Origin of the sequence: Clostridium estertheticum, from assembly GCF_011065935.2 — a bacterium.
In the GTDB taxonomy this organism is placed as follows: Bacteria; Bacillota; Clostridia; order Clostridiales; family Clostridiaceae; genus Clostridium_AD; species Clostridium_AD estertheticum_A.
In genome coordinates this window covers 2,441,563-2,468,348 of the sequence record NZ_JAAMNH020000001.1, presented here as the reverse complement: position 1 = coordinate 2,468,348, position 26,786 = coordinate 2,441,563, and the positions used below count along the sequence as shown (strand labels likewise).

The window sequence follows — 26,786 nt, the reverse complement described above, 5'->3', positions numbered from 1 at the left end:
AATTCAACAAGATAGGTAGGGGTAAAAATGAAAAGAATAAGTAATTGTTTTAAGCCATACAAAGGGTTACCGATGAGCATATATGTAATATTTATCGCTTCTATAGTTAACAATATGGGGAATTTCGTAGGACCATTTTTAACAATGTTTTTGACCTATAGAATTGGAATTAGTGTTAGCCTCGTTGGAGTTATAGTTGCAGTAAATGCTGGACTCGGCATGATAGGTACCATGATAGGTGGCAAGCTTATAGATAGCATAGGAAGAAAAAAGGTACTTGTAGTGTTTGGAATTGCAGCAGGAATAGGCTATGGGATTTGTGCATTTATAAATAATCCCATTATTATTACCAGCATCTTAATGGTGTCAAGTTTTGTTGGAGGATTTTCACATCCAGTATACAGTACAATAACTACGGATCTAACTGAGGGAGATCAGAGAAATGCAGCATTTTCTCTGAATTACATGGCAATGAATATTGGATTTTCAATAGGCCCCCTTTTAGCTGGGTTTCTATATGAAAATTATTTAATGTGGTTCTTTTTAGGCGATGCTATTACAACTTTCATGTCTATAGCACTGGTATGGATATTTGTACCTGAGAGTAAACCAACTAAAGAAGAAATTGAAAAGTCAAAAGTTAAGACCAATGAAAGTGCTGAAAATGGTAGCTTAGTAAGAGCTCTTTTAAAAAGACCTACCTTGTTAATGTTTTCCTTTATCATAGTTATATATTTTATAGTATTTTCACAGTTCACCTTTGGACTGTCAATACAAATTGGTGATATTTTCAAAAAAAACGGACCCACAATATTTGGAAGTCTTATGACAGTAAATGCAGTAATGTGCAGCATACTAACAATATTTATTACATCTGCAACTAAAAATATTAAAGCATCATTATGCATAGCTATCGGAGGGTTATTGTATGCGGTTGGATTTGGAATGATGTTTTTTATAGATGCATATTATTTGTTTATTATATCAGCGGCTACATGGACTGTAGGAGAAATACTTGTAGCAACTAATACAAGCGTATATATTGCTAGTCAGACCCCTATTACCCATAGAGGACGATTTAATTCCGTATTCCCTATAATAAGAAAGCTAGGATTTATGATTGGACCTATGATGGCAGGTTTTTACGTAAAGCACACTAATATCAGAAATTTATGGATTCTAGTGGCTATTTTGGCTTTAATTGCTTCTTTAATGATGTATAGATTATATACTGTAGATAAGATAGAAATTGAAGTAGTCCAAAATAAAACATCATAATTAAATGGAAAATTAAGAAATAAAATAGTAATTGCTAATATAAATCTTATCTATTAGCAAAACAAATTGTACTTGTAATATAAAAAAAAAGGTATAAAAACACAAGCATTAATAGAAAATAATAAAATATGAAATATATAATAAATAAAATATTGACGATAGGAGAAATGTAAATGGATAATAAAATGAAGACAACTAAAAATAATAAAAAGGAAGATAACAACTTCAAGAAAAAAAATATTAAGCATGGGCATGAAGAAAGTGCAAAAATAGTTTTTGAACATATGGAGAAAAAAGGACTAGAATAAATAAAAGAGAGTTTTAAGCTACAAAAACAAAAGGTTCTGAGCACTCAGAACCTTTTGTTTTGTATTTCCATCAACTTACAATACTAGCAAATATACTTATTTTGCTACTAATTCCGCACAAAGAAAGTTAAAATCTTAAAATTTATAAAAGGATTACGTTTTGGTTATACTATTAAAAAGTGAGGTGTTATAAATGGCTATAGCCCATAAAACAGTTATTTCCTTTGGCCTTGTTGCTATTCCAATATCTATGTATACTGCTACTCAAGATAATGACATACATTTTAATCAACTCCATAAAGAGGATAATGCGAGAATAAAATACAAGAAAACTTGCGGTCATTGCGGCAAGGAAATTATAACAAAAGATCTTATTAAAGGATATGAATACGACAAAGATCATTACGTTGTTGTAACCGATGATGAGTTGGAAAAAATCAAGACTGAAAAAGAAAAATCCATACAGATACTACACTTTGCGCAGTTGAATCAAATATCACCTATTTTTTATGATAAAACATATCAAGCAATCCCCGAGGCTGGTGGTGATAAAGCTTTTGAACTTCTGCGCGCAGCACTTATGTCTGAGCAAAAGATTGCAATTGGCAAAACTGTCATGGGTACAAGAGAGACTTTACTTGCTATAATACCACGCGCAGATGGAATATTAATTTCAAAGATGTTTTATGAAGATGAAATTAAAGATCTTCCCAAATCATACAATAAGCCAGAATTGTCCGAAGCTGAACTTACCATGGCAAATGCACTGATTAACTCAATGGTTACTCCATTTAACCCCTCCGAATATAAGGATGAGTATCAAATGAAGCTACGTGAGTTACTGGAAACTAAAATAGCTGGCAAGGAAATTGTTGCTTCAAAGACTGAAGCTCCAAGCAATATAATTAATCTTATGGATGCATTAAAGGCTAGTATAGATCAAAATAAAGTCAAGGATACTTCAAACCCTAAACGCAAAAGAACATCAAAAGGTGCATAATGGATTTATTTGATAGTAAAAATATTAAACCTATGTTGATAGGGGAAATGCAAGAAGCATTTGATAGTAATGATTATATCTATGAGTTAAAGCTTGATGGCGAGCGCTGCATCGCTTATTTAGATAAAAATTCCACAGAACTTCGCAATAAGCGAAATATTAAAATGCTTGTAAAAGTACCAGAACTGTCAAACATACACAAACAGGTTAAACACCGTTGCATTTTAGATGGTGAATTGATAGTTACTAAGGATGGCAAGCCAGACTTTTTTGAAATTCAGCGGAGATCTCTGATGTCAAACACCTTTAAAATCCAACTTGCAGCAGCTAAATTACCAGCTAGTTTTACCGCATTTGATATTTTATACTATGATGATCATGCTGTTAAAGATTTACCCTTGATGCAGCGGCGAAAGTTGCTTGAAAAAAACATTAAGGAAAACAATCGCATTTCTATTTCACGTTATATTGAAGATCGAGGGATTGAATTTTATGAGCTGGCAAAGCAAAACGAATTAGAAGGCATCGTGGCAAAGAGAAAAGATAGTAAATATTATTTAGACAAACGCACCAAAGACTGGATTAAAATTAAAAACCTTAAGGATGATGACTTTGTAGTATGTGGATATATTCTAAAGGGTGGAGGCATCGTAAGCGTTATCCTTGGTCAATATTCAAGTAAAGAATTGGTATATAAAGGGCATGTTACGCTGGGAATATCCACCGGAGACTTTCAATTAATAAAATCCACACCTGAAATAAATACACACCCTTTTAATGATTTCCCCTCTGGAAACGATAATGCAGTATGGATAGAACCTAGCCTTGTATGCGTTGTAAAATATATGATGAAAACAGCAAATGGTTCCTTGCGACAACCTGTATTTAAAGGTCTGAGGGATGATAAAACACCTAAAGATTGCATTGTAAAATAATCTGCACAAAGGTTTGGTATTATGGATAAAGTTTTTGATTATAAAGATATAATATATTTCATATAAGATGCTTATATTAGGTATGTGAGGAATAATACGTAAAAAAATGAAGGAGGTAAATTTACCCGTCCTTCATTTTACAATATTATATTAATTCACATTTTAAGAAAATCATTTATTTAAAAAATTTTTAATAATAAGCTAATGATATAATTTGGGGAATTGAGTTATAGTATACAGCCCTACTTTCCATTGACCATTTTCTTTTAAAAGTTCTATAGCTCCTTTTGATACATCCGCTTGTTCGCTCTTCCCATCAGAAGAGATAAACTTCAATTTAACCTCATAATAATATCTTACTTTATCTTCTTTTTCTCCATACACATTTTTACCTAAAATAAACTCTGTAACCTGTGAGGTATAATTACCCTTATCACAGATATGCGCAATTAAAAGGTTGAATTTGTTCGCCACAATACCTTCATACCCTTCTTTGGTCATTAAAGGTTGTATATTTTTGTCAAAGGATTGCATGATTTTGATATATTCCTCACTAGGTCCTATTTTACTTCCTTTGGGAACACCTTCACCAATCATACCGCCTATTGGTGTTGCAAGAAGCTTATTAAACTCAGCAACTTTTTTTGCATCTACTGTATACAGATTTCTAACAAATTTTTCGGCAACTTTTTTTGAGTTACTTTCATCAGACCCACTACATCCAACTAAAATTAATGTAATTAAAAACAGAATACTAAATAATTTTATTATTTTTTTCATGATTATCCCCCCCCCTTTATTTTATGTAGTTATAGTTAAGAAAATATTTTTTCATTCTTTAATATATAAACTTTATTTGATATTGAACAATATTTTACAATTATATACTAATTATCTTGGGTCTGATTTTAAAATTGCATATTGAGCAATACTGCAAAATTCACCTAGATTGTTTTTTTCTGCATTTCTAAAAACACCTTCAAATTGCATGCCGCATTTTTGCATCACTTTTCCAGAAGCCGGATTGAGTACATCATGATAACCAGATATCCTCATAAAACCACAACTAAACAAATAATCAATTACTGCTACTAATGCTTCTGGCGCAATACCCTTATTCCAATATTTTTTTGAAATGCAATAGCCTATTTCCGCTTGTTCTAAATCTTCTTTTATTCTAACAGCACCAATAGTCCCAATAACTTGATTTCCATTCTCTTTACATACAACACCCCAATGGTATGTTTCATTTGAGGAGTACTTATCTACCCACATTCCCATAAGATATTTAGTAACATCTATATTAGAATGGGCTTGCCAAGATAGATGCTTTGTAACTTCAGAATCATTCGCCCAATTAATAAACATATCTGTTGCATCGTCCATGACATAAGGACGAAGAATTAACCTGTTGGTTTCAATTATTGTTGTACCTTTATGAACTAACATTTTATCCCCTCCTAATACTTAATTTTTGCTTAGCATAATTTTACTTTTGTTTATCATATAATACAATTATGTTGTAATAATTTTATACTAATTATAACATAAATTTCAATTATTAGAAATTATAACATAATTCATTTAATTTATTTGCAACATAATTGCTTACATCTAACATCGGCTCATATTAAAATAAATCCAGAGGTGATTAAGAAAACACAGGTGAAATACCTGTGTTTTTTTACTTAAATATTAGATTAGTAGCTTAATATATTAGTGTGATTTTATATGCTAATTTTAATGATATTTCAGTAAAAGCACTTCAATTGCACTTATCTTTAATAATGTATTTTATTCAAGTAAAAGCAGAGTCTCACAATTGCATAGAAACTTTAACCGTTCTATTTTAAAATTGGAATTTGCTAAAATTTCCGGCCAGGATTTAACATTTTCAATGATTTTGCTCCTATACTCATAAGGTAATTTTTCCCAATATACAAGATAAGGATATGTTTTTTTATTTTTATCTAATGTAGTCCCATATACCCATCCTAATTCCTTTTTTTCAAGGGAGCTACGTTTATGCTCATATTCACCTAGAATATTCAGTTCCTTTTCTGTAAACTTTACAACTTCAGGTTTTTCTTTAACAGAAATAACCTCATAATTAACTTTATGCAAAGCTATAGGAATATGCCTTACTTGATGACGAATATAAGTCTTTTCCTCTTCAGTGAGAAATTCACAGGTTTTTGTATTTCTGCCATCAGCATTTTCATAAACGTATATATGTTTAGCTAGAAGCTCTTTAGCAAGCTTTTCAATTTTTTCACTAAAAAATTCTTCCTGCATTAAAAGACGTGAAAATTGATCTTCATCTACATGCAATTTTAGCTGTTCTTTTGACGGCAAATGAGATTGCTCCCATTTTTTAGCATCATTTAACATGCTCATCTCCAATATTGCTTCCATAGATCTTGATTCGTGTTTATATCTTGGAACTTTGAGTAGAGCCCTTAACACCCCATTATCTATTTGAGCTTCACCAAGCCCATTTATTAGATGAGGCACTTTACGTTCCAGAAGTGAACGAAGCAGCATTGCCCTACGGATAATAAACAATTGGTCCCATTCATTATCTGTCTGATTTGGTCCAAGTATATTGACATATCCCCTTAAACGGCTTACAAAATCCGGGCCTTTAGAGCCCTGAAATTCTCTTGTAAATTGTTTTTTTTCATTTTCATCCTCTATGTCTTCCCCACAAAATTTATTAAAAGTATTGCTTGTGCCCCCAGCAAAAACAAAGATAGCTTTTCCAATTGGATGAATTGCATCTCCTTCTCTGAATTTGCCATCCTGCATTGGTGCAAGGAAGTATTTCAGCCAACCTAATTTTTTTTCAAATGCACTGTCAAATTCATCGAAAAATACTAAAGGCATTTTTCCTTCTAATGAAAGATCCCTTACTTTATGAAATGCAGCAATCAAATCTGTGAGAGTCTGAAATTGAGATAAATTAAAATCTAACTTCTCAATAATCTTTGGAGCAATACTTGCTGCTACCTCTGTTACACCGAAAGATTTCCCAGATCCTGGAGTTCCAAATACAGCAATAGAAAGCGGCCTAACTGTATTTTTAGAAGAAAGATACTCGGAAATAAGATTTTTAATACTTCTGTATCCTTCGATTTCTGCTCTATCTACGGTTTTTAAATTAGCAAAATGTGCTATAGGCATAAAATTAAGCGCACTTTTTTCACCGTTTTTAACTATGTCATAAGCTGTGTCTCCTAAATTAACTGAATTTTTATCTTTAATAATATACCAGCAGGCCTGGCAGTTTGGATTTTTTGTATTTCGTATATTTACATCCTGTATATGCTCTTTATAAATAAAGTCATTTTCACTTTCAGTAAATATTACTGGATCAGGGTAAAGACTATCAAAAACATTATAACCAAACCCATGCATAAAATACTTTTGCGCCGCAACAATCCCTTCACGAATGCCTTCACGAATGGAGCTATCAAGCTCTTCATGATTTTGAATTCCTGAAACAATAGTTCTTGCAAGACCAGCAACAAAACAAGAGGTAAGTCCATACATTTTACCTTGATCCCCTTTGATAAACCCACCTTCGAATTCATAAGTCAGAAAATACAATTCAGATTCAGATCTTCCTCCATTTTTATAATGAATAGCACCTTCAACTCCAAAAGGTATTATCAAGTGCTTACATTTAGCAAGAGCGCCAAGATTAACATTATTATTCATTTGCCAAACAAAATCCAATGCAGTCCTTTCCCATGAGATGCTTTTACTTATATTAACTCCTTTTGAACGTAAATCATCTGCATTTATAACTACTATAGTATTTTCAAGATGGTATTTCTCCAGATCATTCCAAAGATTATTGGAATCTCCAAGATTATTTGTTTTATAAATAATTATTGGTGATTTTTCATGAGACTTCAAAGCTAAAGGCCAAACTTCTTCATTAGAGTTAAATCCGTTATTTTCGTCATCTAATATAACTATATCAGCATTAACATCATCTTTAATAACTGAAAATAGTTTTGGCATTCCAGAAGCTGGTGATGTGAATCCAAGAAACTGCTTTATACGGTAGACTTTATTTTTATCATTTACATCATTGGTTACTGGAAAAAGCCCTAACTCTACTGTAGAAACAAGGCCTTTTTCAAGTGAATTATTACCTGTTTTTTTTATTTTTGGTGAAAGTATGTTCGCCCCTGTTGATAAAGCTACAAGTTTTGATAAAAGAAAGTCTTCTCCTAGCCTTATTGTACTGTGAACCTGTGGATAGGATTGCCAGCCGTACACTCTTGTATTATTGTCATCAGTTGTCCATTGCAACAAATTTATTGCTATATCGCCTGTTACAACTATATTAATATTTTCGTTTTTCAAGTTTATCACCCCTGTATTTGTATTTATTTTACTATATGAATACTGTTTTTTTTCTATTCAAAGCTACAAGTTTTAAAATTTTCCCAGTTGTTTAAGCAACTCCATTATAATAATTTATTTTCATGAATACATTTATTATATAGTACCCTTAATAGTTCTAAAATAAAAGCCTATGCAAAAATACATAGACTTTTAAAGGTCAATACCATATTATTACCCGCCAGCTTTTATCTATCTATGCAAATCACTTTATCTATTTTTATACAGAATAACTTTCATAATAATTCCCTTCTAAATTGTATATCTAGCAGCTAATATATTTTCTTTCTTAAAATGCCTAACCTGATGCCTTAAATAGCAGTACGCTTCTATGTCTTTATCCATTACTTTTATTATTCTTATATCTCTCTGCGTTATTTCTTTTCGTCCTTGGTACATTATAGTTACAATCCTATGATCCTGAAATGAGTTTTTTAGCACATAGTCGAACATAAATACCACCTCTAAGATTATTATACAGAACGTACGTTCTATTGTAAAGTGAAAAAATAAGAGTGGCCTAACAAATTGCTTATGATTTTTTTAAAGGCTTAATTATAAATAATATTTTTGAGAATAAGTAATAAAAACAGATGCTATACCGCATCTGTTTTTCCTTTTTTATTTATCTAATTCTTTTAGTATATTTCCAAGCTGCTTAATATACTCTCCATATTTTGTCCAATCTAAATTTTTTTGAGCATCAAGTGCTTTTGTATATAAATCATTTGCCTCCTTAATTAGCTTTACTTTAGCTTGGCTTAAAGGAGCAGTAGTTTCCGCTTTACCTGGAACCACTGTATTTGGTGGCTGATAATTAAATATCTGTTCGAGTCCGCTTTCAATATTATCAACCATAAGTAACTTATTGTCATAAGAGATTATTATTTTTTTCATTTCAGGAATACTATTTTTTCCACTAGCCCTTAAATAAAGAGGTTCAATATAAAGCAAGGAATTCTTTACTGGTAAAATTACAGTGTCTCCATACTGTACCTCAGATCCACCAGTATTCCATAGTGATAGTTGTGCCGAAATTGTAGTATCCTGACTTATCCTTTGTTTAAATAGGAATGGACTGTAAACTGTTGTTTCTGCTGGAAATTTATTTAGAAACAATTTACCGTAGTTTCCCTCGTCCATTCTAGCGCCTAAAATTGCTGTCATGTTATATTTTCCCTTTATATTGAAATATTGTTGCAAAACCATTTCTTCATTATTTGAGCCCGGTAATTTCTCTACAATATATGGTGGAATAGTTGTTTTAGCCTCACCACCAACAGCGTTTGCATTTTTGGAAACATCCCAAATATCCTCCCCATTATAGAACACTCCAGGATCAGTTACATGGTATCTTCCCAGCACTGCACTTTGAATATTAAATATATCAGCTGGATATCTAAAATGTGCTTTTAAGTCAGCAGGAACCTCTGATATATTCTTAAAAAGCTTAGGGAAAATTTTTGCATAGCTTTGTACAATTGGATCAGTTGAATCTGCCACATAGAAATTTGTGGTTCCATCATAAGCATCAATTACAACCTTAACTGAATTTCTAATATAGTTTATTCCATCTTGTGGCTGTGAGTATGGATACTTAGAGGATGTAGTGTAAGCATCAAGTATATAGTATAGTTTCCCTTCACTTATAACAACATATGGATCTTTGTCATAAGTTAAAAATGGAGCTATAAGCTTTGACCTTTCAACTATATTTCTATTAATAAGGATTTTACTTGTGCTCTTAATATCCCTAGATAGTAGGAAATTCAAATCTCCCTTATTTAGTGCAAACAAAAGCTTATTACCTAAACCCATTTTAATTCCGGCTTTTCCATCATAATTTGTTACTTTATTTGTTCCACCTTGAGGATAGTCAAATTCACTCACATTAGTATTTACTAATGCATACTCATTTGTTTTTTCACCAAAATAGATTCTCGGATTAATTAATTTGATATTTGTACTGTTTGCAATAGGCATATCTTTAATTACAAAAGCAGGCTGCCCTTCTGCTGTAACCTCATTTACCTTACTCATTACAACACCAAAACCATGAGTATAAATCATATGAGTATTCTGCCAAGTACTTGGAGCAAGGGACGTTGAGTCTATTTCTCTTGATGCAAGAAATACCTGACTATATTTATCATTTATTTTATATCTATCTACGTCTATATCACTAAAATTATAGTAATATCTTATTATTTGAACTTGATTATAGAATTCAAGTGACTGTGCTGCTGAATTTATTCTAATATTATCTATTGTCTCCTTATTATTTGAAATATCCTCTTGTTTTAAATCATTTTTTACATTAGTAGATGTTGTGGTGATATTCTCTAAATTAAAGGCTTTCCTAGTAAAATCAATATTGTTCTGGATATATGGTTTTTCAAATTCCTTTTCATTTGGCATTACAATACTATTTTGAATTATAACTGCTGATATTACTTCTATAAAGCTTATTAAAACTAAAGTGACAACTGAAATTATTATAGGCTTAACCTTTGTTCTTAAAACGCTTATAAATATTACTACTGCAGCAATAATACATGCCACAATTGATATTTTATAGAATAGTAGTGTTACGTGAACATCCGTATAGCTTGCCCCATATGCAACACCCCTAGGGCTATACACTAAATAATATGAATTTATCAAAAATCCAAGTGAAAGAAAAAGTGATATTAGTGATGCTATTATTGCAATTTGTCTTCCTAAAAATATAATGAGTTCCCTGCCTAGTTTTCGAAGGTCTTCAAAAGGATTTGGTATTCTCCCTACATACGAAAGATCCTTTGCTTTTATTACAAAGAAAACTGCTACTTTAATAATAACTAGTAATACTAGTAGTGTCATTATAACTGTATATAGTGATTTAATTAAAGGAAGTTTGAAAGTATAAAAAGATACATCCTTATTGAAAATAGGGTCCTTCACATTAAAACTAACTGCATTTAGGAATTGAAGAAGCTTAAACCAATATGCAGATGCAAAAGTAAAAGAAAATACAAATGAAATAATTAAATTACAAGCTATAAAAATTTTATTTTCAATAGCTCTTTTCTTGACATTTACCTCTACCACTATTTTTAAGTGCATGATACTCTTCCTCAGGCTCCTATAGTATAACCATATACCAAGATAACTAATGATAAAAACAGGTATCATAAACTTAGACACAGTAAGTATCTTTGTTAAGTATATTGAAAGGTAACCCACTTGATTAAACCACTCAATATTAATAACAAATTGAACTATGTTACCCGTAAAAAGTAAACATAAAATAAGAATTATAAATACACTAGATATAACAAACTTTTTTTTCATAAACCCACCTCTTTTCTATTTTTTTATAATTTTCTAAGTGTTTTGTATTATTTAACGCCAGATGTATGGTAGCAGTAAATCTCTACTTAAAATCTATTAGATTTATATACAGGTTCGATATTAATGATATTTAAACACTATTCTAATCAATTCCACACAAAACAATTTTCTCCTTCTATTAATGTAAAAATAAACACCCCTGTTCTTGAACCTTATTTAAAAAAGTTGTATATATCGTATTTCTTGTATTTAACAACCTATTAAATTTAATTAAAATATCTCACCTTCAAATGTCCTACAAGTTGAAAGCCATTTTTCTGATATTTCATAGGGTATCCTTACTCCAGGCATACTCTCACCCAATATAACTTTAGGTTTGATTTTACCATGATAGTCACTTCCACCTGAAACATAAAGATTGTGATTTTTGCAAAAGTTAAGAAGGAAGTTTGTTTTATCCATTGTGTGAAGGGAATGATAACATTCAATACCATCAATAACATTTAATGATACCATTGAGTTTAGAAATTCTTCATAATCCTCTGCATAATAAACATAAAGATGAGCAAGAAATGACTTTCCTCCTGCTTTTTTTATTATTTTAGTAATTTCTTGTATTGATGGATAATTCTTTAATTGGTTTAGGTAAAATGGACTGCTTTCATTATTAACACAGGTTCTGTAAAATCCATTAACCCCTTTCCATACTTCAGTAGAAAAGTGTTTTTCATTTTCAGGATATTTCTTTAAATCAAAATATAATACTTGTGTTGCAAAGTATTTACCCCCTGCTATAGATAGAGTATTGTCATATTTAATGCCTAGATTTTTGCAGATACTCATCATTGTATTTAAGTACTGGTTTTCTCTTTGAAGAAATTTCTCTTCTGAGACTATTCCTGTTTCCTCAATGGTTTTAAGATCTATATCATATGCTAGTATTTCAATGGGAGTGCCATTATACGCAACAGAAAATTCACATCCAGGGATGATTTTGCCACTGAAGTAGTTATCTATTTTTGCTTCTTCAAGTTTTTTATATGCACCAATGGAGTCATGATCAGTAATTGATATGTAGCTTAGTCCTGCTTCCTCTGCTTTAGTAAGTATTACTTTTGGTTCATCTGAACCATCTGAAGATGTTGTATGAATATGTAAATCTATCATTTTATCGCCCTCCAATATCCAGTAAATAAATTACTTATAGTAAAATATCCAGTATCCTTACGATTTTTCAATATTCTAATAACCTAATTCAACAAGTATCTTTTTTTTCCTTTAAAACTTGTATAAAAAAATAAAAAACTCTGAGATACCAGTTTCCTTTTTAATTTTGAGTTCCGTATAACAGAGTTAGTTAAGCGAAGTCAGTTATAAAAATGGTATTTATCATATTAATCATGTAAATAGTTTACACAGCCAGTTTAAAAAATGGATGGGTAAATTTAATGGAGTATCGACTAAATTTTTGGCGAATTATCTCCATTGGTTCAAGTGGTTACAATGCTTCAAAGATGATAAAGACATAATAAAAAGCAAAAATATTATAGTTCATAGTACAACTAACTTTGTAGATACCAGAATTACTACTTATAAAGGTAGAGAAGCAATTTTTAGATAATTTAATCCCTTATATTTGAAATTTATGTTATTATTAGTGTATAAATAAACTATAATTTAGTAAACACTTGTAATATATTATGAATGTAATAAAGGGGAGGATTATATGAAATATGAGAATAAATTTAAATTTATAGGTAGGATTGGTATAGTAGTTTATTTATTAGGAACATGGATAACTTCATTTTTTTATATGACAGACGGACCAAGTTCACCACTTTACTATAAAAATGTATCAACTCTTTTAAATACACTATTTATAATAAGTATAATTACATCTATATTTATATCGAAAACAAATCATAGATATACTGTATGTTTTATACTAATGATGTTATCAAGTATATTTTTTGTATTATGGCTAAATCCAGCATACGGTAGTTTAAATCCATGGCATGGTGATGTTATAAAAGTAGGTATTTATAGTTTGATATCTAATGTAATACTCATAATTTCTATTATATATAGTTACAAAAAATATAAAAAAGTGAATGTAATGTAGTTTATAATTTTCATATATAGTTCATCAATCATAAATTTGCGATACTTTAATAGTTAGGGAAAAGTTTATTGGCTTGTCTATTTACGACAAGCCAATTTTATATTCTTTTATCCTCAATATTGTCTAACATAGCCTAATTTTAAAATGGGGTGCGGTTTTTGTCAAATAAAGGTGATAATCTAAAAGAGGAAATAGTTAATCTTATTAATCAAGGAGATAATGATAGAGTAGAATTTAGGCATCATAGCGGCGGACCAAATTTATTAGGTAAAATTATCTCCTCTTTTGCAAATGCATCAGGTGGCAGATTGATTTTGGGGGTAAACAATAAGGGTAGAATCGTTGGCTGTAAAAAAGATGATGTAATGGAAACCTTTAATAAATCTAAAGAAAAATTGATACCATGTCCTATTGTTTCAATAGAATTTATTGAAATAGATGAAAAAGTACTGGCTATATAAAAATCATTGAATGGGTAGCCTGTGGAATAATCGGAATTATTTTATCAATACTTATTCACTTGTAGAGAATAATGAGTCAGGTATGGCATTCAGATTAGCAAGTGCCCTTCAAAAATCCTACTAGGGTGTTTTTTTTATCTAAAAAAACACTTGACAATTTTTTTCGTTGTAACTATAATGAGTACAACGACAATTGTAATCAAGTCAGTTACATCATTAAATATAATTTTAATGATTAAAATTAAAAATGGAGGATGATATATATGAAAATAGCAATTATAGGTGCAAATGGAAATGTAGGTAAGGTGCTTCTAAAAGAGGCCATAGCAAGAAATTATGAGGTTACAGCCATTGTTCATAATCAAGCGAAATATTTAAATGAACATGACAGCTTAAAAATAACTGAGGCAGATGCATTTGATGAAAAAAGTTTAGTAAATGCAATAAAAGGAAATGACCTTGTTATTAGTGCCTTTGGTCCAAAGCTCGGAGAAGAAGATAGTTTATTGCTTGTTACAAAAAATTTAATAAATGCAACAAAAAAAGCTTTGGTACCTCGACTTATCGCTATCGGTGGTGCAGGAAGTCTATATGTGGCTCCTGGCCTGAAATTAGGTGATTCAGAAAGCTTCCCCGCTGACTGGAAACCAATTAGCTCAGCACACACTAGTGCCTTAGAAATTTATAAAAATGAAAGTGAACTAGACTGGACAGTTTTAAGTCCTTCAGCCCTATTTGAATCTGGCAGCAGAACTGGAAAATATAAGCTTGGCAAAGACGATTTAATTGTAGATGACAAAGGCGCAAGCAAAATTTCTTTTGAGGACTATTCAATGGCTCTTCTTGACGAAGCTGCAAATCCAAAATTTTCTCGCGAAAGATTTACTATTGGGTACTAACATTTTAGGAGATAGAAACATATGAAAAATAAAATATATTACGTAATGGATACAATGTGTGGATGGTGCTATGGTTTTAGTGATGTTATTACTAAAATCCATGAAAAGCATAAGGATAAATATGACTTTGAAATCATACCTGGAGGTATGTGGATGGGTGATATGGAAGCACAGAGTTTTCCAACGGTTATTCTTGAAAAAGATAATATAAGAACAATCATAGCACAAGGCTACAGCAATTTTGAGGAGCTTGATAAAATTCTATTGGAAGGATAATTGTCTATGTGATAGTATTATTTGTAGATACCTTATGAAACTAAGAAAATGTTGAAATGATTTTAATTAGGATTCATAAGCAGTAAATAGATAAAAAGGGGTTTTGGTCATGAAAATAAGTAGTCGATTCCCAGTAGCAGTCCATATATTATCTATACTATCCATTTATGCAAATCCATTGCCCACCTCAGATATGATTGCTGGAAGTGTGAATACCAACGCAGTGGTAATTAGAAGAATACTTGGAATGCTTAAGAACGCAGGTCTTGTTGATATGAAACGCGGAACTGGCGGTTCGTATCTCACTAAGCATATTGAAGATATAAGTTTATTAGAAGTATACAACGCGGTGAACGTAGTTGAAGATGGTGGTTTGTTTCAAATTCATCCAAATCCAAATCCCGATTGTCCAATAGGTGCAAACATTCAATCTGTTATTGAGGTCACTCTGCTCAGTGCACAAGAGGCAATGGAAAATGCTCTAGGAAAGGTTACTATGCTTGATGTTGTTGGCGACATCAATAAGAAGATTCAATAAGACCATAAAAATCTCAACTTTAAAATGAATTTTTAAAGTTGAGATTTTTTAGTTGTTTTCATACTTTTAGCAAAAAATAACTACCAGTTCTTGTTACGTCCTCGAGGTGTACCATAAACTGGTTTAATCCCGCTCTTATTTAGCCTTTTATAACCGTCAAAAGCATTTGGAATCTTTCACGAGCTTCAAGTCCATGAGGAACATTTGATGGCATTATTATTGTTTCTCCTGCTTTAACATTGTAAATATTATTATCTATAGTAATTTCCGCTTCGCCATCTAATACTTGAACCATAGCGTCTCCAGGAGTTACGTGAGTGCTGATACCTTCTCCTTTATCCAGTGAGAATAATGAAATACTCACAGTCGCTGTCTGCGAAATAGTTCTACTTACAACCTGGCCCTCTTGATAAGATATTAAATCCTTTAAATTAATCACTTTTGAGAATTCTATATTTTTAATTAAGTTTTTCACGTTGTTGCCTCCTTAAATTTTTTTATTAATTATAGTATATCTCTATTAGAGTTAAAAATCCGTAACTTACGTTACATTTTATAATAATTCTCACCAAAAATTAGCGTTCTATTTTTTACAAATGGACCATTACCAATATTTTCAACGACTACGATAAACCCAACCCCTGGGTGGGGTTGGGTTTATATCTATTATTTTTTTATGGAATGATTTTTATTTTAAAATATTATTTAAATTCCTTTTCATCGTAAATAAAATCTTTTATAATATCAAGCAATTTTTCCTTATCTAGTCTTTCAATATTAGTTATTGATTTAATGTCTTTTATCAATTTGTTCCTTAGATTTTCATCAGCTTTATAAACTTTATCAGCCCTATAAGCTTTATCTGCTCTATAAGTTTTAGTTTTATTAGTTTTGTCGATTTTATCAGCTTTTTCGTTAATATAGAATTCCTCTCCACTTTCAACAATTCTGGAGCTGTAGCCCTTTGAATCTAATAACAGTTGAAAGCTCTCCTGCGCTTCTTTATCTCCATGAACAAGCATAATTTCCTTTGGTTTTTCCATAAAGCCTTCTACCCAATTGAGTAATCCATTTCTATCAGCGTGTCCTGATAATCCCTCTAGGTTATAAATGTGAGCATTAACAGCAATTGGTTCTCCAAATATCTTAACTATTTTTGCGCCCTCTACTATATTTCTTCCCAAGGTTCCTTCTGCTTGATATCCTACAAAAACAATTGATGATTCTTTTCTCCACAAATTGTGCTTAAGATGATGTTTTATTCTACCTGCATCACACATACCACTTGCAGAAATAATTATTGCCTTACTTTGGATTTTATTTAGTTCCATTGAATCATACGACGAAACTGAGAATTTCAAACCATCGAATCTAAATGGATACTCTCCCCTCATTATAAGTTCCTTCGCTTCTTTGTCATAATCCTCATTATGGCTTTCAAAAATCTTTGTTGCTTGAATAGCTAAAGGACTATCGATATATACACTAATATCCTTCAAATCTTCGTTTTCCACATATTTATTTAATTCATATAAAATCTCCTGAGTCCTCCCCACTGCAAATGAAGGTATAATAACATTTCCCCCTCTTGCAAAGGTTTCCTTAATTATTTTTAATAACTGCTTTAAATCTTCGCGAATCTCAGGATGAACCCTATCGCCGTATGTGGTCTCTATTATCAAGTAATCAGTATGATTAATGATGGTTGGATCTTTTATAATTGACTTATTTAAATTTCCCAAATCACCACTATATACAAGTTTTACTTCTTCTTGATTTTTTTCCGTCATATATAATTCAACAATAGCAGAACCCAAAAGATGCCCTGCATCTCTAAATCTTATTTTTAACCCATCAAAAACATCTATCATCTCATCATATGGGAATGCTTTAAAAAGTAAAAGAGACAGCTCAGCCAATTTAACTGTATATAGTGGTTCTATAGTTTTTAATCCCTGACGTTTTCTTTTTCTATTTTTCCACTCAACCTCAGATTCATGAATATGTCCACTATCTGGAAGCATAATACTGCATAAATCCTTTGTTGCTTCAGTGGATAAAATCTCTCCCTTAAATCCCATCTTATACAGTAGCGGTATTCTTCCACTATGATCTATGTGGGCATGTGATAAAATAACATAGTCTACCTCTTTAGGATTAAAATTAAATTCCTCATTTTCAAATTCCTTTTCACCTCTGCCCTGATATAAACCGCAATCAAGCAAAACAGTCTTTCCGTTTATGTGTAAAATGTGACATGAACCTGTAACAGTTTTTGCTGCTCCATAGAATTGAATTTTCATAATAATCCTCCTCTTCATCATTAATAGTTGCTTTAGATTCTGTTAATAGTCTGGGATTTACTTTTCATTGGATAAGAGTGCGCAAGCGCTACGCCAAATTTCGTCTAAATCATTCAAAATATTCAGATATTTCTATATATTATAACAGATTTATGATAATATACATAGCTTGTCTTTAATTAATTTCTAAATTCTCTCACAGCAGCAAATCCTTCATTAAAATGCATTGAAAATAATATAAACTGGAAGTTTTTAGTTGCTCGTTTTATTCTTCTATTGCTAATCAAGATAAGGAAGTATATCCTTGTATATTGCACGTAAAATATCATTGGCATTATTTTCATGGTGCGCGGTTACAGTTATAACTGCTTCCTTGTCCGGAAATACAATACAGAATTGACCATACTTGCCGTCAGCACGATAAGCTCCTGGATAGGAACATAACCACAGTTGGTATCCATATCCCTTGTTACTTTCGCTGTCCTCAAAGTTCCAGTTTGAAGTTGCTATAGTGTCAGTTATAGAAGCCTTAATGTATTCCTCACTCACTATTTGTTTATCCTTATATTTGCCACCATTTAATAAAACTAACCCTAGTTTCGAAAAGTCTTCATTGCTCAAAAAAAGTTCAGTGGCTCCTAGTGTATGACCCCCTGGGCAGCTGTGCCATTGTGGATTGAAAATTTCCAGAGGATTAAAAAGATAAGGCATAAGAAAATCCCTTAAGGTAACTCCTGATACTTTTTCAACTATGCGTGAAAGCATATATGTACAGGCATTTGAGTAAAAAAATTCTGCTCCTTCTTCGCCCATCATTGGATCAGAGAAAAATAACTCGGCCCAATCATTTTTCCTCATTCTTTCTTCATCACCAGCAAAGTAGAACTCTTTTTTCCCCGAAGACATATGCAACAAATCTCTTATTTTAATATTTTCGGAATTAGAAGTTGCAATGTCCTTATATTCTAAGAAAAAGCTTAATACTGTGTCAGTTATCTTAAGCAATCCACGATCTTGGCAGATTCCAATAGCTATTGATGTAAAAGTTTTAGAACCAGAATATAGACAAACTTTATCATTAGCCCTCCAAAAATGAGAAACCTCACCTTTACCCTTTTGATAAACGTTTATTCCATAAAGCCCAAACCCCTTTTCCTGTACGGTTAGTCGAAATTGGTTTAATATGGATTCTTCCATGTTTTCCCCTCCAATTATTGTAAATATTTCTTTTTAATTCTTCGCTAAAAATATATAAAATATAATTTATATAAAAGATATTAAATTACATTTTATATTATATATATAAACAATATATCACATTACAATCAAATTAATCTATTTTTATAGCTATGTCGTACGTATAAAAATAGATCCAATAGATACTTCCCTCATTTACAAGAATATCACATCCCCAGAGGTCGTACCACAAACTGGAATTTTATCTTTGCTATTATATAAGTATTTTTTTCAGTGAAATTCAGATACTATAACTGTACTATTAAGAAATAAAGGAGCTATCAAACTGCTTACAAAACATTGAACAATATTGAACAAAACTATACAAACTGTAAGAAGTGAAGGTTGCTTTCAAGCCTCAGTGAGTGTAGTTTCTTGAAAAAGAAATAGCACGATGAACTACGTTAGATGACTGGTTAAAGACGTACCTTTAGATGTACTTCAGTCTGAAGCCCTACGATAGTTAGAAAGAAACTAACCTAAGGCATTGCTATGGTTAGACACATCAAAACTTAATACACCACCATTTGACATTGGCAAGAAGAAAAATGCCCATTAGGAGGATGACTAGAGATGGTCGAATATTCTTTTGTAGTGGACTTAGCTGGCAACAGATTAAGTCCCTGCAACAAAAATAAATCATATTATCTAATTAGGAAAAACAAAGCTAAAATGCTTAATAAATTTCCAATGGTAATACAGTTACAAAAAATAGTTAATGACGACAATAATGATGATGTTAAAAATTATCTAGGAATTGATGATGGAAGTAAAAATGTTGGCCTGGGAATAATTCAGCAATGTAACACAAAAGTTAAAACGATTTTTAAGGGTACCATAGAATTAAGGCAAGATGTTTCTAAAAAAATGACGATAAGAAAGGGCTATAGAATGTATCATAGGTACCATAAAAGATATCGTAAAAAGAGATTTGATAACAGACGCACATCTAAACGCGAGAATAGACTTGCGCCAACTATACTACAAAAGAAACAGTCTATATTAAGGGTTGTAAATAAACTGTTAAAATGGACTAAGATAGATGCAATATATCTTGAAGATGTTCTTATAGACATAAGGGCAATGGTTGAGGGTAAAGCCCTATACAAATGGCAGTATCAAAAGTCAAATAGACTTGATAATAATATTAGATTAGCTGTATTTATGAGAGATAACTTTAAATGCGTAGACTGTAACTCTAACGTTAAACTTCAAATGCACCACGCTAAGCCCAAAAACAGTGGTGGAGCAGATAGTATTTATAATGGTGTAACTCTATGCGAAAAATGCCATATAAAAACTTTTGGCAAAGAATTGCAGATGATGGATGAATATTTAACCAAAATCAAGGGTAAAAATTTGTGTCTTAGACATCCAATGCACGTTATGCAGGGTAAAAAATATCTGCAAGTGGAACTTGAAAAAATAGCACCACTATCTTTGACTACGGGAGCCGATACTGCAAATCATAGAATAGACTGGAATATAGAAAAAAGTCATTCTAATGACGCTTTAGTTATTTGTGGCACTGAAATTAAATCTACTGACATCAACATTAAAGACTGGCATATAAAACCTTTACGCAAAAAATCAAAAGGTGATGCAGAAACCATTGTTGATGGGTTTAAATTAAGAGATTACGTTAAATATACCAAACGAAATGGCGTATGTTATATTGGATATATAACAGCATTATATCCAGATAGAAAACAGTTTAATATGACAACTAAAGATAATATTATACTAAAAAGATATGGGTTAAAAAGTCTTAACCTTATTTCAAGACCGAATAGTATACGTTTTTCATAAATTTGAAAAAATAGAAAGTGAGGTGAATACTGGTTTTTAAACTTAAATGTTCATATATGTTTAGATTTAAGAAACCAGGAAATCGATATGGGAAAAAATGCAAAACAACACGTAGAAGATGTATATCACAAACTTCAAACTTCAAGGGTTAATCTAACTGAAGCAGTAAACATAGTAGAAAAAGAAGAAAATAGGCAACAAATTCAGAATACTCTTAACGCTGTACAATCTGCATTGCAGATTGCTTCTGATACACTTTCAAATTACACAGAGTAGAAATAATTATTTTCAAGGGTAGATCTTGTTAAAAAACAAGCTCTACCCTTAAAAATAGAACTAAATGCAAAATTATCAATCATGCTTACCATTCTTCTATTCGTATTGCGTTTTATATTCTTCTAAATACAATGGTTCAATTGAAAGATACCATTTTTCATTTCTGCAAATTTCAACCCAATCAAGAACAGCACAAATAACAAAACCAGCACCAACTGCTGTTCCACCCTCTTCAACTCCATGTACTTTATGTGCAATGTATCCCTCAACTGAATTAATCATCAATTTTGCACTGCCTAACTTGGCACCGGATTGAGCATTTCCTTTTTTTGCCTTACCACCGTTATTTATTACAACCTCAACTGCAGCATCAAAAGCTTCCCATACAAGTTGTTCTGCTGAAGGTACCTTTGAAGAGACAAGCCCTTTATCTCCTTCATCAAAACAAATATCACAGCTATCTCCACTATAAAGTGTAACAATTGCTTGCCCTCCTGCGTCATTGAGTTTTCTTTTTATTTTTTTGACAACTAAACTATCTGCATCTTTTATTGCTACATTTGTAATAGTAGGCATATGTGACTCATTCCTTTCAACACCATTATTTGATTTTAATTTAGTAGTCCTTAGAATTTCTTGCTTATTTCCTTTTCTCTTTAGCTTAAACAACTGCTTAAAATGTTTCTAGTGTTTTAGTTACTTATTCGTAATTGCAGTAGCATCATGATGATAGGTATTTTCATGATTTTTGACCTCATCGTAAGATTGCCCGTAGGTACTAATTACCTCCTTTTTGTTATTATGTGGAATAGGTACATTTTTAAACTAGGTAAATAATAGTTGTGTTGTAAGTAATAGTAACTTTATTTATTTGGTCTAGTATTGAGTCTACTAAGATTACCTTCATTGCGTTTTATTTATAAATTTAAAAACATGTGTATATAATTTGTAAAGATAGTAAAATATAATCATAAAAAACAAATTTATAGTTAGTAAATTTTTATAATTCATTTATTATTTTAAATTTTAATATACTAGATATTAGAAGGAAGTGAGGTTATGTCATTAGTAACATTTGAGGACATCAAAAATAATAAAGAGCTTAAGACTTATATAGAAATTGGTGATAAACATCTAGCTCTAAAAGGATATACTAAACATGATTTGGGTCATGTAACAAAGGTGTCGGAAACAGCAGGTTATATATTGAAGACCTTAGGTTTTAGTAAAAGGGATATCGAGCTTGCTAAAATTGCTGGATTTATTCATGACATTGGTAATATGGTAAATAGAGAAGAGCATGCACAGACTGGTGCTTGCCTTTGTTTTAATATATTAAATAGACTTGGTATGGAGCCAGAAGAAATAGCTACTCTAGTATCCGCTGTTGGAAATCATGATGAAGATGTAGGTAGTCCTATAAATCCAGTTTCAGCAGCATTAATATTAGGTGATAAAACTGATGTAAGAAGATCAAGGGTAAGAAACACCGATTTTGCAACTTTTGACATACATGATAGAGTGAATTACGCTGTAGAAAAAGCAAATGTAAAGGTAGATGGAGTAAATAAAAACATAGAGTTAGAGTTAACAATAGATACTTCTATATGTCCGTTAATGGAATATTTCGAAATATTCATTACTCGTATGATCCTTTGTAGAAAAGCAGCAGATTTTTTAAATACTAAATTTAAACTAACAATGAATGGAACAAAAATGTTATAAGTATTAAAATAAAAACAGCCATTGCCTTTAAACTATAGACAATAGCTGTTTAATAAATTTTTACTAATTAATACGTTTTAATTTTATGTCATAATTATTCTTATACTTTGCCATCCGAGGATCATTTTTGAAATAGCTCTCGTACATACCTTTAGCCACATTTGCAGCATCACTACCATAACCCCCGTCAAATATAACTACAGATATTGCAATTTCAGGATTGGTAGCCGGTGCATAGCCTACATACCACGCATAATCTCCTCTACCCACTTTACTTTGTATATCAGATGAATTAAATTGTGCTGTACCTGTTTTACCACCTGTAGGTATAGGAAAATCTCCAAGTGCTTGGGATGCAGTACCATCTGTATTACCACCTGCACCTGTAACATTGTTCATACCCTGCATAACTAGATTTCTAGTTTCTGCACTCATATCTGCTTTGTTTAAAACCTCTGGTTTTGTTTGAGATACTAACTTTCCATTAGAGTCTTTTACGTTATCAACCAAATGAAGTTTATATCTTGATCCACCATTGGCAATGGTTGCTATATAATTTGCTAACTGAAGAGGTGTGAAATTGTCCATACCCTGACCAATAGATGCAATATACATATTGTATGGTAAATTCAAAGAACCATGTCCTTCCTGTACAGCTTGGAAGTTTACATCATTTATAACTGCTTGTAAATCACTTGAAGTGAAATTTTGTCCTTTAAACTTAGGATCGGCAGCAATTAGTTGCTTAAATAAATTCTCATAGATACTCTTTGAAAAAGTTCCATCTTTTACAGAGACAATTATAGTATTTTTAATTTTAGTTTTTATTTCCGAAAGTTTTATTCCATTATAAACAATACGATCATCCCCAGCTCTATCGTATAAATCAATAGACGGAAATTTCGCTCCTGTACCAGAAGTTCCAAGAGTTAAATCTTGCTCAATATTCCAAAGATACTGAGAAGCTGACAGGTTTTTCTGGGATACTGTATTGTATACCTGTCCAAAATTTTCGTTTATTTCTACTCCTGTACCGGGATTGATAGACTTAGGATCAGATCCTAGTCCAAACCCCCATGCATATTTAGCTAAAATATCATCACCATATTTTGCCCTTAATAAACCACCCACATTCATAAAAAATGGATTACTGGATTTTTCTATTGCGCTAACTACGTTTACCCTTCCAAGTGCACCATCTGTTATGAAACGATCTATAACCCCTCCCCCTATATCAAACTGGCCTTGATCAAGGTAAGTGGAATTAGCATCTATAACTCCAGTTTGAAGACCTGCAATTGCTGTCATTGGCTTAAAAGTAGACCCAGAAGGAATAAGTGACATAGTCGCATAATTATACAAGTACTTTGGATAGTAATCAAACTTATCCTTTCTTATTGTAGTATTTCCCTTTATGCTTGTGTCTATTGGAAACATATAATCAATTAAGCTTTGTGATTTCCCCTGAGCTTTTGCCATCTTTTCATAGTCAGGATTAAAATATTTTTTTGATTGAGCTTCCGTTAATCCCTTTGACATAGAAAAATCATTTGGATTATAACCTGGCAAGCTAGCAAGTGCTAGTATCCCACCAGTATGAATATCAATGGCAACAGCTGCCCCTCTTGTGGCGTTTGTTACATTTAAACCATTCACAGTTCCTTTACTTTGTAATACCTTCATTTCACTATTTAAAGCATTTTCTGTGGTATATTGCAAATTTGCATCTATAGTAAGCTGGACATTTTTCCCAGGAATCGCCTTCTTACTAGAAATCCCACTCTTCACCTCTGCTCCGCCGTTATCACCCTTGAAATTGCTTTCCAAGGCAGCTTCAATCCCAGAAACCCCCACATAATCTTTACTTGTGTCGTAACCCTTTGCTGAATATTTAGCCTGATCTACAGGGCTTATTTTACTTATATATCCTAAAACTGATGAAGCAAGTTGGCCATAGGGATATTGCCTCATAGGCTGAGTTTCAACTTTAATTCCAGGAAATTCTGAGAGACTTTGCTCGAATATAAGCGATGTATTTTTTTTTATATTAGTTGCTATGTTAATTGATTTGAATGCATTAAAAAAGCTCATTTTTATATCGTCTTTTACAATTAAATATCTTCTTATAACATCTGGTGTTTCCTGTATATGCAAACTTGAAACTCCCTCTATTACACCATATTTCTTAAGAAGTTCATTATATATTTGTTCAGGAGTTAATTTCAAAAGATCATTATTAAGCTCAGTAGTTTCATCTGAGGTTAAATCATCTTCTTTTTTATTTTTAAATTTTTCTTTCAATATATCACCTTGAAGACCCCTATCTTTCAAAAATCTTAATTTCAAAATTTGTATTCCCTTAGGATCACTTGAACTAAATTCAAATCTGTATGGCGCAATCTTTAAAGGAAAATTATCTGTCTGAACTTCCCCATTTTCATCCAAAATTTTAAATACCTTTTGTATTGTTGTAAATAACTGTGTACTAGCCTTAGCTGTATCTGTATATGTAAGGTTATAACCTTGTACTTCCGTTGCAAGACCTATTCCATTTTTGTCTGTTATAAGACCTCTTGGTGCCTCTACTGTTATAATATTATGAGCGTTAGCTTTTACTGTATCCTTGTAATATTGTCCATGTAAGACTTGTATATAATACAACTTTACAATTATCAGTGAAAATATTGCTACCATAATTACATTTAGAACATTAAACCTATTAAACTTCTTTCTTCTTTCCATTTCCTCACCGCTATAAGCTTTCATCTTTATGTACACACCTTTTCCTATAAATTTCTTTTGTTTTAACTATTATATCATGATATTTCTACATTCTTCTTAACCATATGCAAAAATTAATAAATATGACACAATATAATTCAAAGGGTAAATCTCTAAAATTAATTGACTCCTTCTGATAATTATTAAAAGCTGGAGTGTATCTGAAAGATTATAAATTCAATACATCTTTTACTGTATATAAACCAGGCTCTTTCCCATAAATAAAAGAAGCCGCTTCGCATGCTCCTCGGGCAAAGCATTCCCAATTGTGAGCATGGTGCGTAATTTCCAGCCGTTCACCTTCAAGGCCAAAGAGCACGGTATGACTGCTAGCGATATCTCCTGCACGAAGGGAATGGTAGCCTATGGTTCCAGGTACTCGGGCACCTTCGCCTTGCCTGCCATATACTGCAATTTCCTTTAGTGATTTATCGAGAGCTTTTGCAATAACTTCACCCATTTCCTTTGAGGTTCCACTAGGAGCATCTTTTTTGTTTTTATCATGCATTTCAATAATTTCAATATCGGCAGTACTACCAATAGCACCTGCTGCAATTTCTAATAAAGAATACATAAGATTTACCACTCTTGACGTATTAGCAGCATACACTATGGGTATTTTTGTTGAAATCTCTTTTATTCTATCTAACTGCTCTACAGAAAATCCAGTAGTGCCACATACCACAGCTTTTTTTGCTTTCACTGAACTTTCAAATACCGCCATAGAGGTGGATGGATTACTATAGTCAATAATTACATCACATTCATCAATTACATTTTCAAGATTGTCCACAACTTTTGCAGAAATAGCTTCTCCAAGGTTACACACAATCCCTAAATCACCATTGATATATTCTCTTCCCTTTGGACCAATACCATAAAGAAGTCTCATATCTCGCCTTGAACTTGCTACCTTTACGATGAGCTTACCCATTTTACCTTTGGGACCAATTACGATAAGGTTCATAGTACGTACCTCTCCTTTCTTCTTTTGCCATGGATCCATAAAAAAATACACAGCTATATCTATAAATAGTACTACATTTATTGTACTCTGTAAGGATATTTTTTAAAAGGGTCTTTTAGAAGA

24 protein-coding genes and 1 pseudogene are annotated in these 26,786 nt (G+C 31.7%); 13 read left to right on the top strand and 12 right to left on the bottom strand.

Annotation, left to right across the window (positions count from 1 at the left end; all coding sequences use genetic code 11):
* Positions 1-27 precede the first annotated feature (27 nt).
* From G9F72_RS11505 to G9F72_RS11495, 4 genes are all read left to right on the top strand, one after another.
* Positions 28-1,278 carry an MDR family MFS transporter gene (locus G9F72_RS11505; protein WP_164957553.1) on the top strand — a complete coding sequence of 417 codons (1,251 nt, stop codon included), beginning with the start codon at positions 28-30 and terminating at the stop codon, positions 1,276-1,278.
* Positions 1,279-1,451: 173 nt separating this feature from the next.
* The gene (locus G9F72_RS27070; RefSeq protein ID WP_263486885.1) at positions 1,452-1,586 is read left to right on the top strand and encodes a CPC_1213 family protein; all 135 of its coding nucleotides are present in this window, start codon (positions 1,452-1,454) and stop codon (positions 1,584-1,586) included.
* A 193-nt stretch (positions 1,587-1,779) separates the two neighbouring features.
* A complete protein-coding gene (locus G9F72_RS11500) occupies positions 1,780-2,586 on the top strand; it encodes a Ku protein (RefSeq protein WP_164957554.1) in 807 nt (268 codons plus the stop codon).
* Entirely contained in the window at positions 2,586-3,521 is a 936-nt protein-coding gene (locus G9F72_RS11495) for an RNA ligase family protein (RefSeq protein ID WP_164957555.1), read from the top strand. The genes G9F72_RS11500 and G9F72_RS11495 overlap by 1 nt, the downstream gene beginning before the upstream one ends.
* Positions 3,522-3,722: 201 nt before the next feature.
* Here G9F72_RS11495 and G9F72_RS11490 read toward each other — a convergent pair whose 3' ends face one another.
* The 6 genes from G9F72_RS11490 to G9F72_RS11465 all read right to left on the bottom strand — a co-directional run bounded on the left by G9F72_RS11490 (position 3,723) and on the right by G9F72_RS11465 (position 12,437).
* The gene (locus G9F72_RS11490) at positions 3,723-4,301 is read right to left on the bottom strand and encodes a hypothetical protein (protein ID WP_164957556.1); all 579 of its coding nucleotides are present in this window, start codon (positions 4,299-4,301) and stop codon (positions 3,723-3,725) included.
* A 111-nt stretch (positions 4,302-4,412) separates the two neighbouring features.
* Positions 4,413-4,970 carry a GNAT family N-acetyltransferase gene (locus G9F72_RS11485; RefSeq protein ID WP_164957557.1) on the bottom strand — a complete coding sequence of 186 codons (558 nt, stop codon included), beginning with the start codon at positions 4,968-4,970 and terminating at the stop codon, positions 4,413-4,415.
* 345 nt (positions 4,971-5,315) lie between these two features.
* Positions 5,316-7,898: a Ryanodine receptor Ryr gene (locus G9F72_RS11480; protein ID WP_164957558.1), complete on the bottom strand. Its 2,583-nt coding sequence runs from the start codon at positions 7,896-7,898 to the stop codon at positions 5,316-5,318.
* A gap of 291 nt (positions 7,899-8,189) precedes the next feature.
* On the bottom strand, positions 8,190-8,390 hold the full coding sequence (locus G9F72_RS11475) for a hypothetical protein (RefSeq protein ID WP_164957559.1): 201 nt from the start codon (positions 8,388-8,390) through the stop codon (positions 8,190-8,192).
* A gap of 168 nt (positions 8,391-8,558) precedes the next feature.
* Entirely contained in the window at positions 8,559-11,270 is a 2,712-nt protein-coding gene (locus G9F72_RS11470; protein WP_164957560.1) for a UPF0182 family protein, read from the bottom strand.
* Positions 11,271-11,540: 270 nt separating this feature from the next.
* Entirely contained in the window at positions 11,541-12,437 is an 897-nt protein-coding gene (locus G9F72_RS11465; protein WP_164957561.1) for a PHP domain-containing protein, read from the bottom strand.
* A gap of 205 nt (positions 12,438-12,642) precedes the next feature.
* Here G9F72_RS11465 and G9F72_RS11460 point away from each other — a divergent pair.
* From G9F72_RS11460 to G9F72_RS11435, 6 genes and pseudogenes are all read left to right on the top strand, one after another.
* Positions 12,643-12,891 (top strand): annotated as a pseudogene (locus G9F72_RS11460) (IS1595 family transposase); the annotation flags it as partial.
* Positions 12,892-12,996: 105 nt separating this feature from the next.
* The gene (locus G9F72_RS11455) at positions 12,997-13,392 is read left to right on the top strand and encodes a hypothetical protein (RefSeq protein ID WP_164957562.1); all 396 of its coding nucleotides are present in this window, start codon (positions 12,997-12,999) and stop codon (positions 13,390-13,392) included.
* Positions 13,393-13,550: 158 nt separating this feature from the next.
* Positions 13,551-13,853, top strand: a complete 303-nt coding sequence (locus tag G9F72_RS11450; RefSeq protein ID WP_164957563.1) for a helix-turn-helix domain-containing protein — start codon at positions 13,551-13,553, stop codon at positions 13,851-13,853.
* Between the two features lie 263 nt (positions 13,854-14,116).
* Complete coding sequence (locus tag G9F72_RS11445) at positions 14,117-14,752, top strand: NAD(P)-dependent oxidoreductase (RefSeq protein WP_164957564.1); 636 nt, start codon at positions 14,117-14,119, stop codon at positions 14,750-14,752.
* Between the two features lie 21 nt (positions 14,753-14,773).
* Positions 14,774-15,028: a hypothetical protein gene (locus tag G9F72_RS11440; protein WP_164957565.1), complete on the top strand. Its 255-nt coding sequence runs from the start codon at positions 14,774-14,776 to the stop codon at positions 15,026-15,028.
* A gap of 109 nt (positions 15,029-15,137) precedes the next feature.
* On the top strand, positions 15,138-15,566 hold the full coding sequence (locus G9F72_RS11435; RefSeq protein WP_164957566.1) for an Rrf2 family transcriptional regulator: 429 nt from the start codon (positions 15,138-15,140) through the stop codon (positions 15,564-15,566).
* A gap of 139 nt (positions 15,567-15,705) precedes the next feature.
* Here G9F72_RS11435 and G9F72_RS11430 read toward each other — a convergent pair whose 3' ends face one another.
* From G9F72_RS11430 to G9F72_RS11420, 3 genes are all read right to left on the bottom strand, one after another.
* Positions 15,706-16,041, bottom strand: coding sequence for a cupin domain-containing protein (locus tag G9F72_RS11430; protein ID WP_164957567.1), 336 nt, complete (start codon positions 16,039-16,041; stop codon positions 15,706-15,708).
* Between the two features lie 226 nt (positions 16,042-16,267).
* A complete protein-coding gene (locus tag G9F72_RS11425; RefSeq protein ID WP_164957568.1) occupies positions 16,268-17,869 on the bottom strand; it encodes an MBL fold metallo-hydrolase RNA specificity domain-containing protein in 1,602 nt (533 codons plus the stop codon).
* A 279-nt stretch (positions 17,870-18,148) separates the two neighbouring features.
* The gene (locus G9F72_RS11420) at positions 18,149-19,066 is read right to left on the bottom strand and encodes a serine hydrolase domain-containing protein (RefSeq protein WP_164957569.1); all 918 of its coding nucleotides are present in this window, start codon (positions 19,064-19,066) and stop codon (positions 18,149-18,151) included.
* A 612-nt stretch (positions 19,067-19,678) separates the two neighbouring features.
* Here G9F72_RS11420 and iscB point away from each other — a divergent pair.
* Together iscB and G9F72_RS11410 are read left to right on the top strand one after the other, a co-directional pair.
* On the top strand, positions 19,679-20,914 hold the full coding sequence (gene iscB, locus G9F72_RS11415) for an RNA-guided endonuclease IscB (protein ID WP_224676090.1): 1,236 nt from the start codon (positions 19,679-19,681) through the stop codon (positions 20,912-20,914).
* An 87-nt stretch (positions 20,915-21,001) separates the two neighbouring features.
* Complete coding sequence (locus tag G9F72_RS11410; protein ID WP_164958990.1) at positions 21,002-21,190, top strand: EscE/YscE/SsaE family type III secretion system needle protein co-chaperone; 189 nt, start codon at positions 21,002-21,004, stop codon at positions 21,188-21,190.
* A 96-nt stretch (positions 21,191-21,286) separates the two neighbouring features.
* Here G9F72_RS11410 and G9F72_RS11405 read toward each other — a convergent pair whose 3' ends face one another.
* The gene (locus G9F72_RS11405; RefSeq protein ID WP_224676089.1) at positions 21,287-21,859 is read right to left on the bottom strand and encodes a hypothetical protein; all 573 of its coding nucleotides are present in this window, start codon (positions 21,857-21,859) and stop codon (positions 21,287-21,289) included.
* Positions 21,860-22,249: 390 nt separating this feature from the next.
* Here G9F72_RS11405 and G9F72_RS11400 point away from each other — a divergent pair, with 390 nt between their 5' ends.
* Positions 22,250-22,915, top strand: coding sequence for an HD domain-containing protein (locus G9F72_RS11400; RefSeq protein ID WP_164958988.1), 666 nt, complete (start codon positions 22,250-22,252; stop codon positions 22,913-22,915).
* Positions 22,916-22,978: 63 nt separating this feature from the next.
* Here the strand turns inward: G9F72_RS11400 and G9F72_RS11395 are convergent, their stop codons facing one another.
* Positions 22,979-25,681 carry a peptidoglycan D,D-transpeptidase FtsI family protein gene (locus tag G9F72_RS11395; protein WP_164958987.1) on the bottom strand — a complete coding sequence of 901 codons (2,703 nt, stop codon included), beginning with the start codon at positions 25,679-25,681 and terminating at the stop codon, positions 22,979-22,981.
* Between the two features lie 184 nt (positions 25,682-25,865).
* The gene (gene dapB, locus G9F72_RS11390; RefSeq protein ID WP_164958986.1) at positions 25,866-26,663 is read right to left on the bottom strand and encodes a 4-hydroxy-tetrahydrodipicolinate reductase; all 798 of its coding nucleotides are present in this window, start codon (positions 26,661-26,663) and stop codon (positions 25,866-25,868) included.
* Between the last annotated feature and the right edge of the window lie 123 nt (positions 26,664-26,786).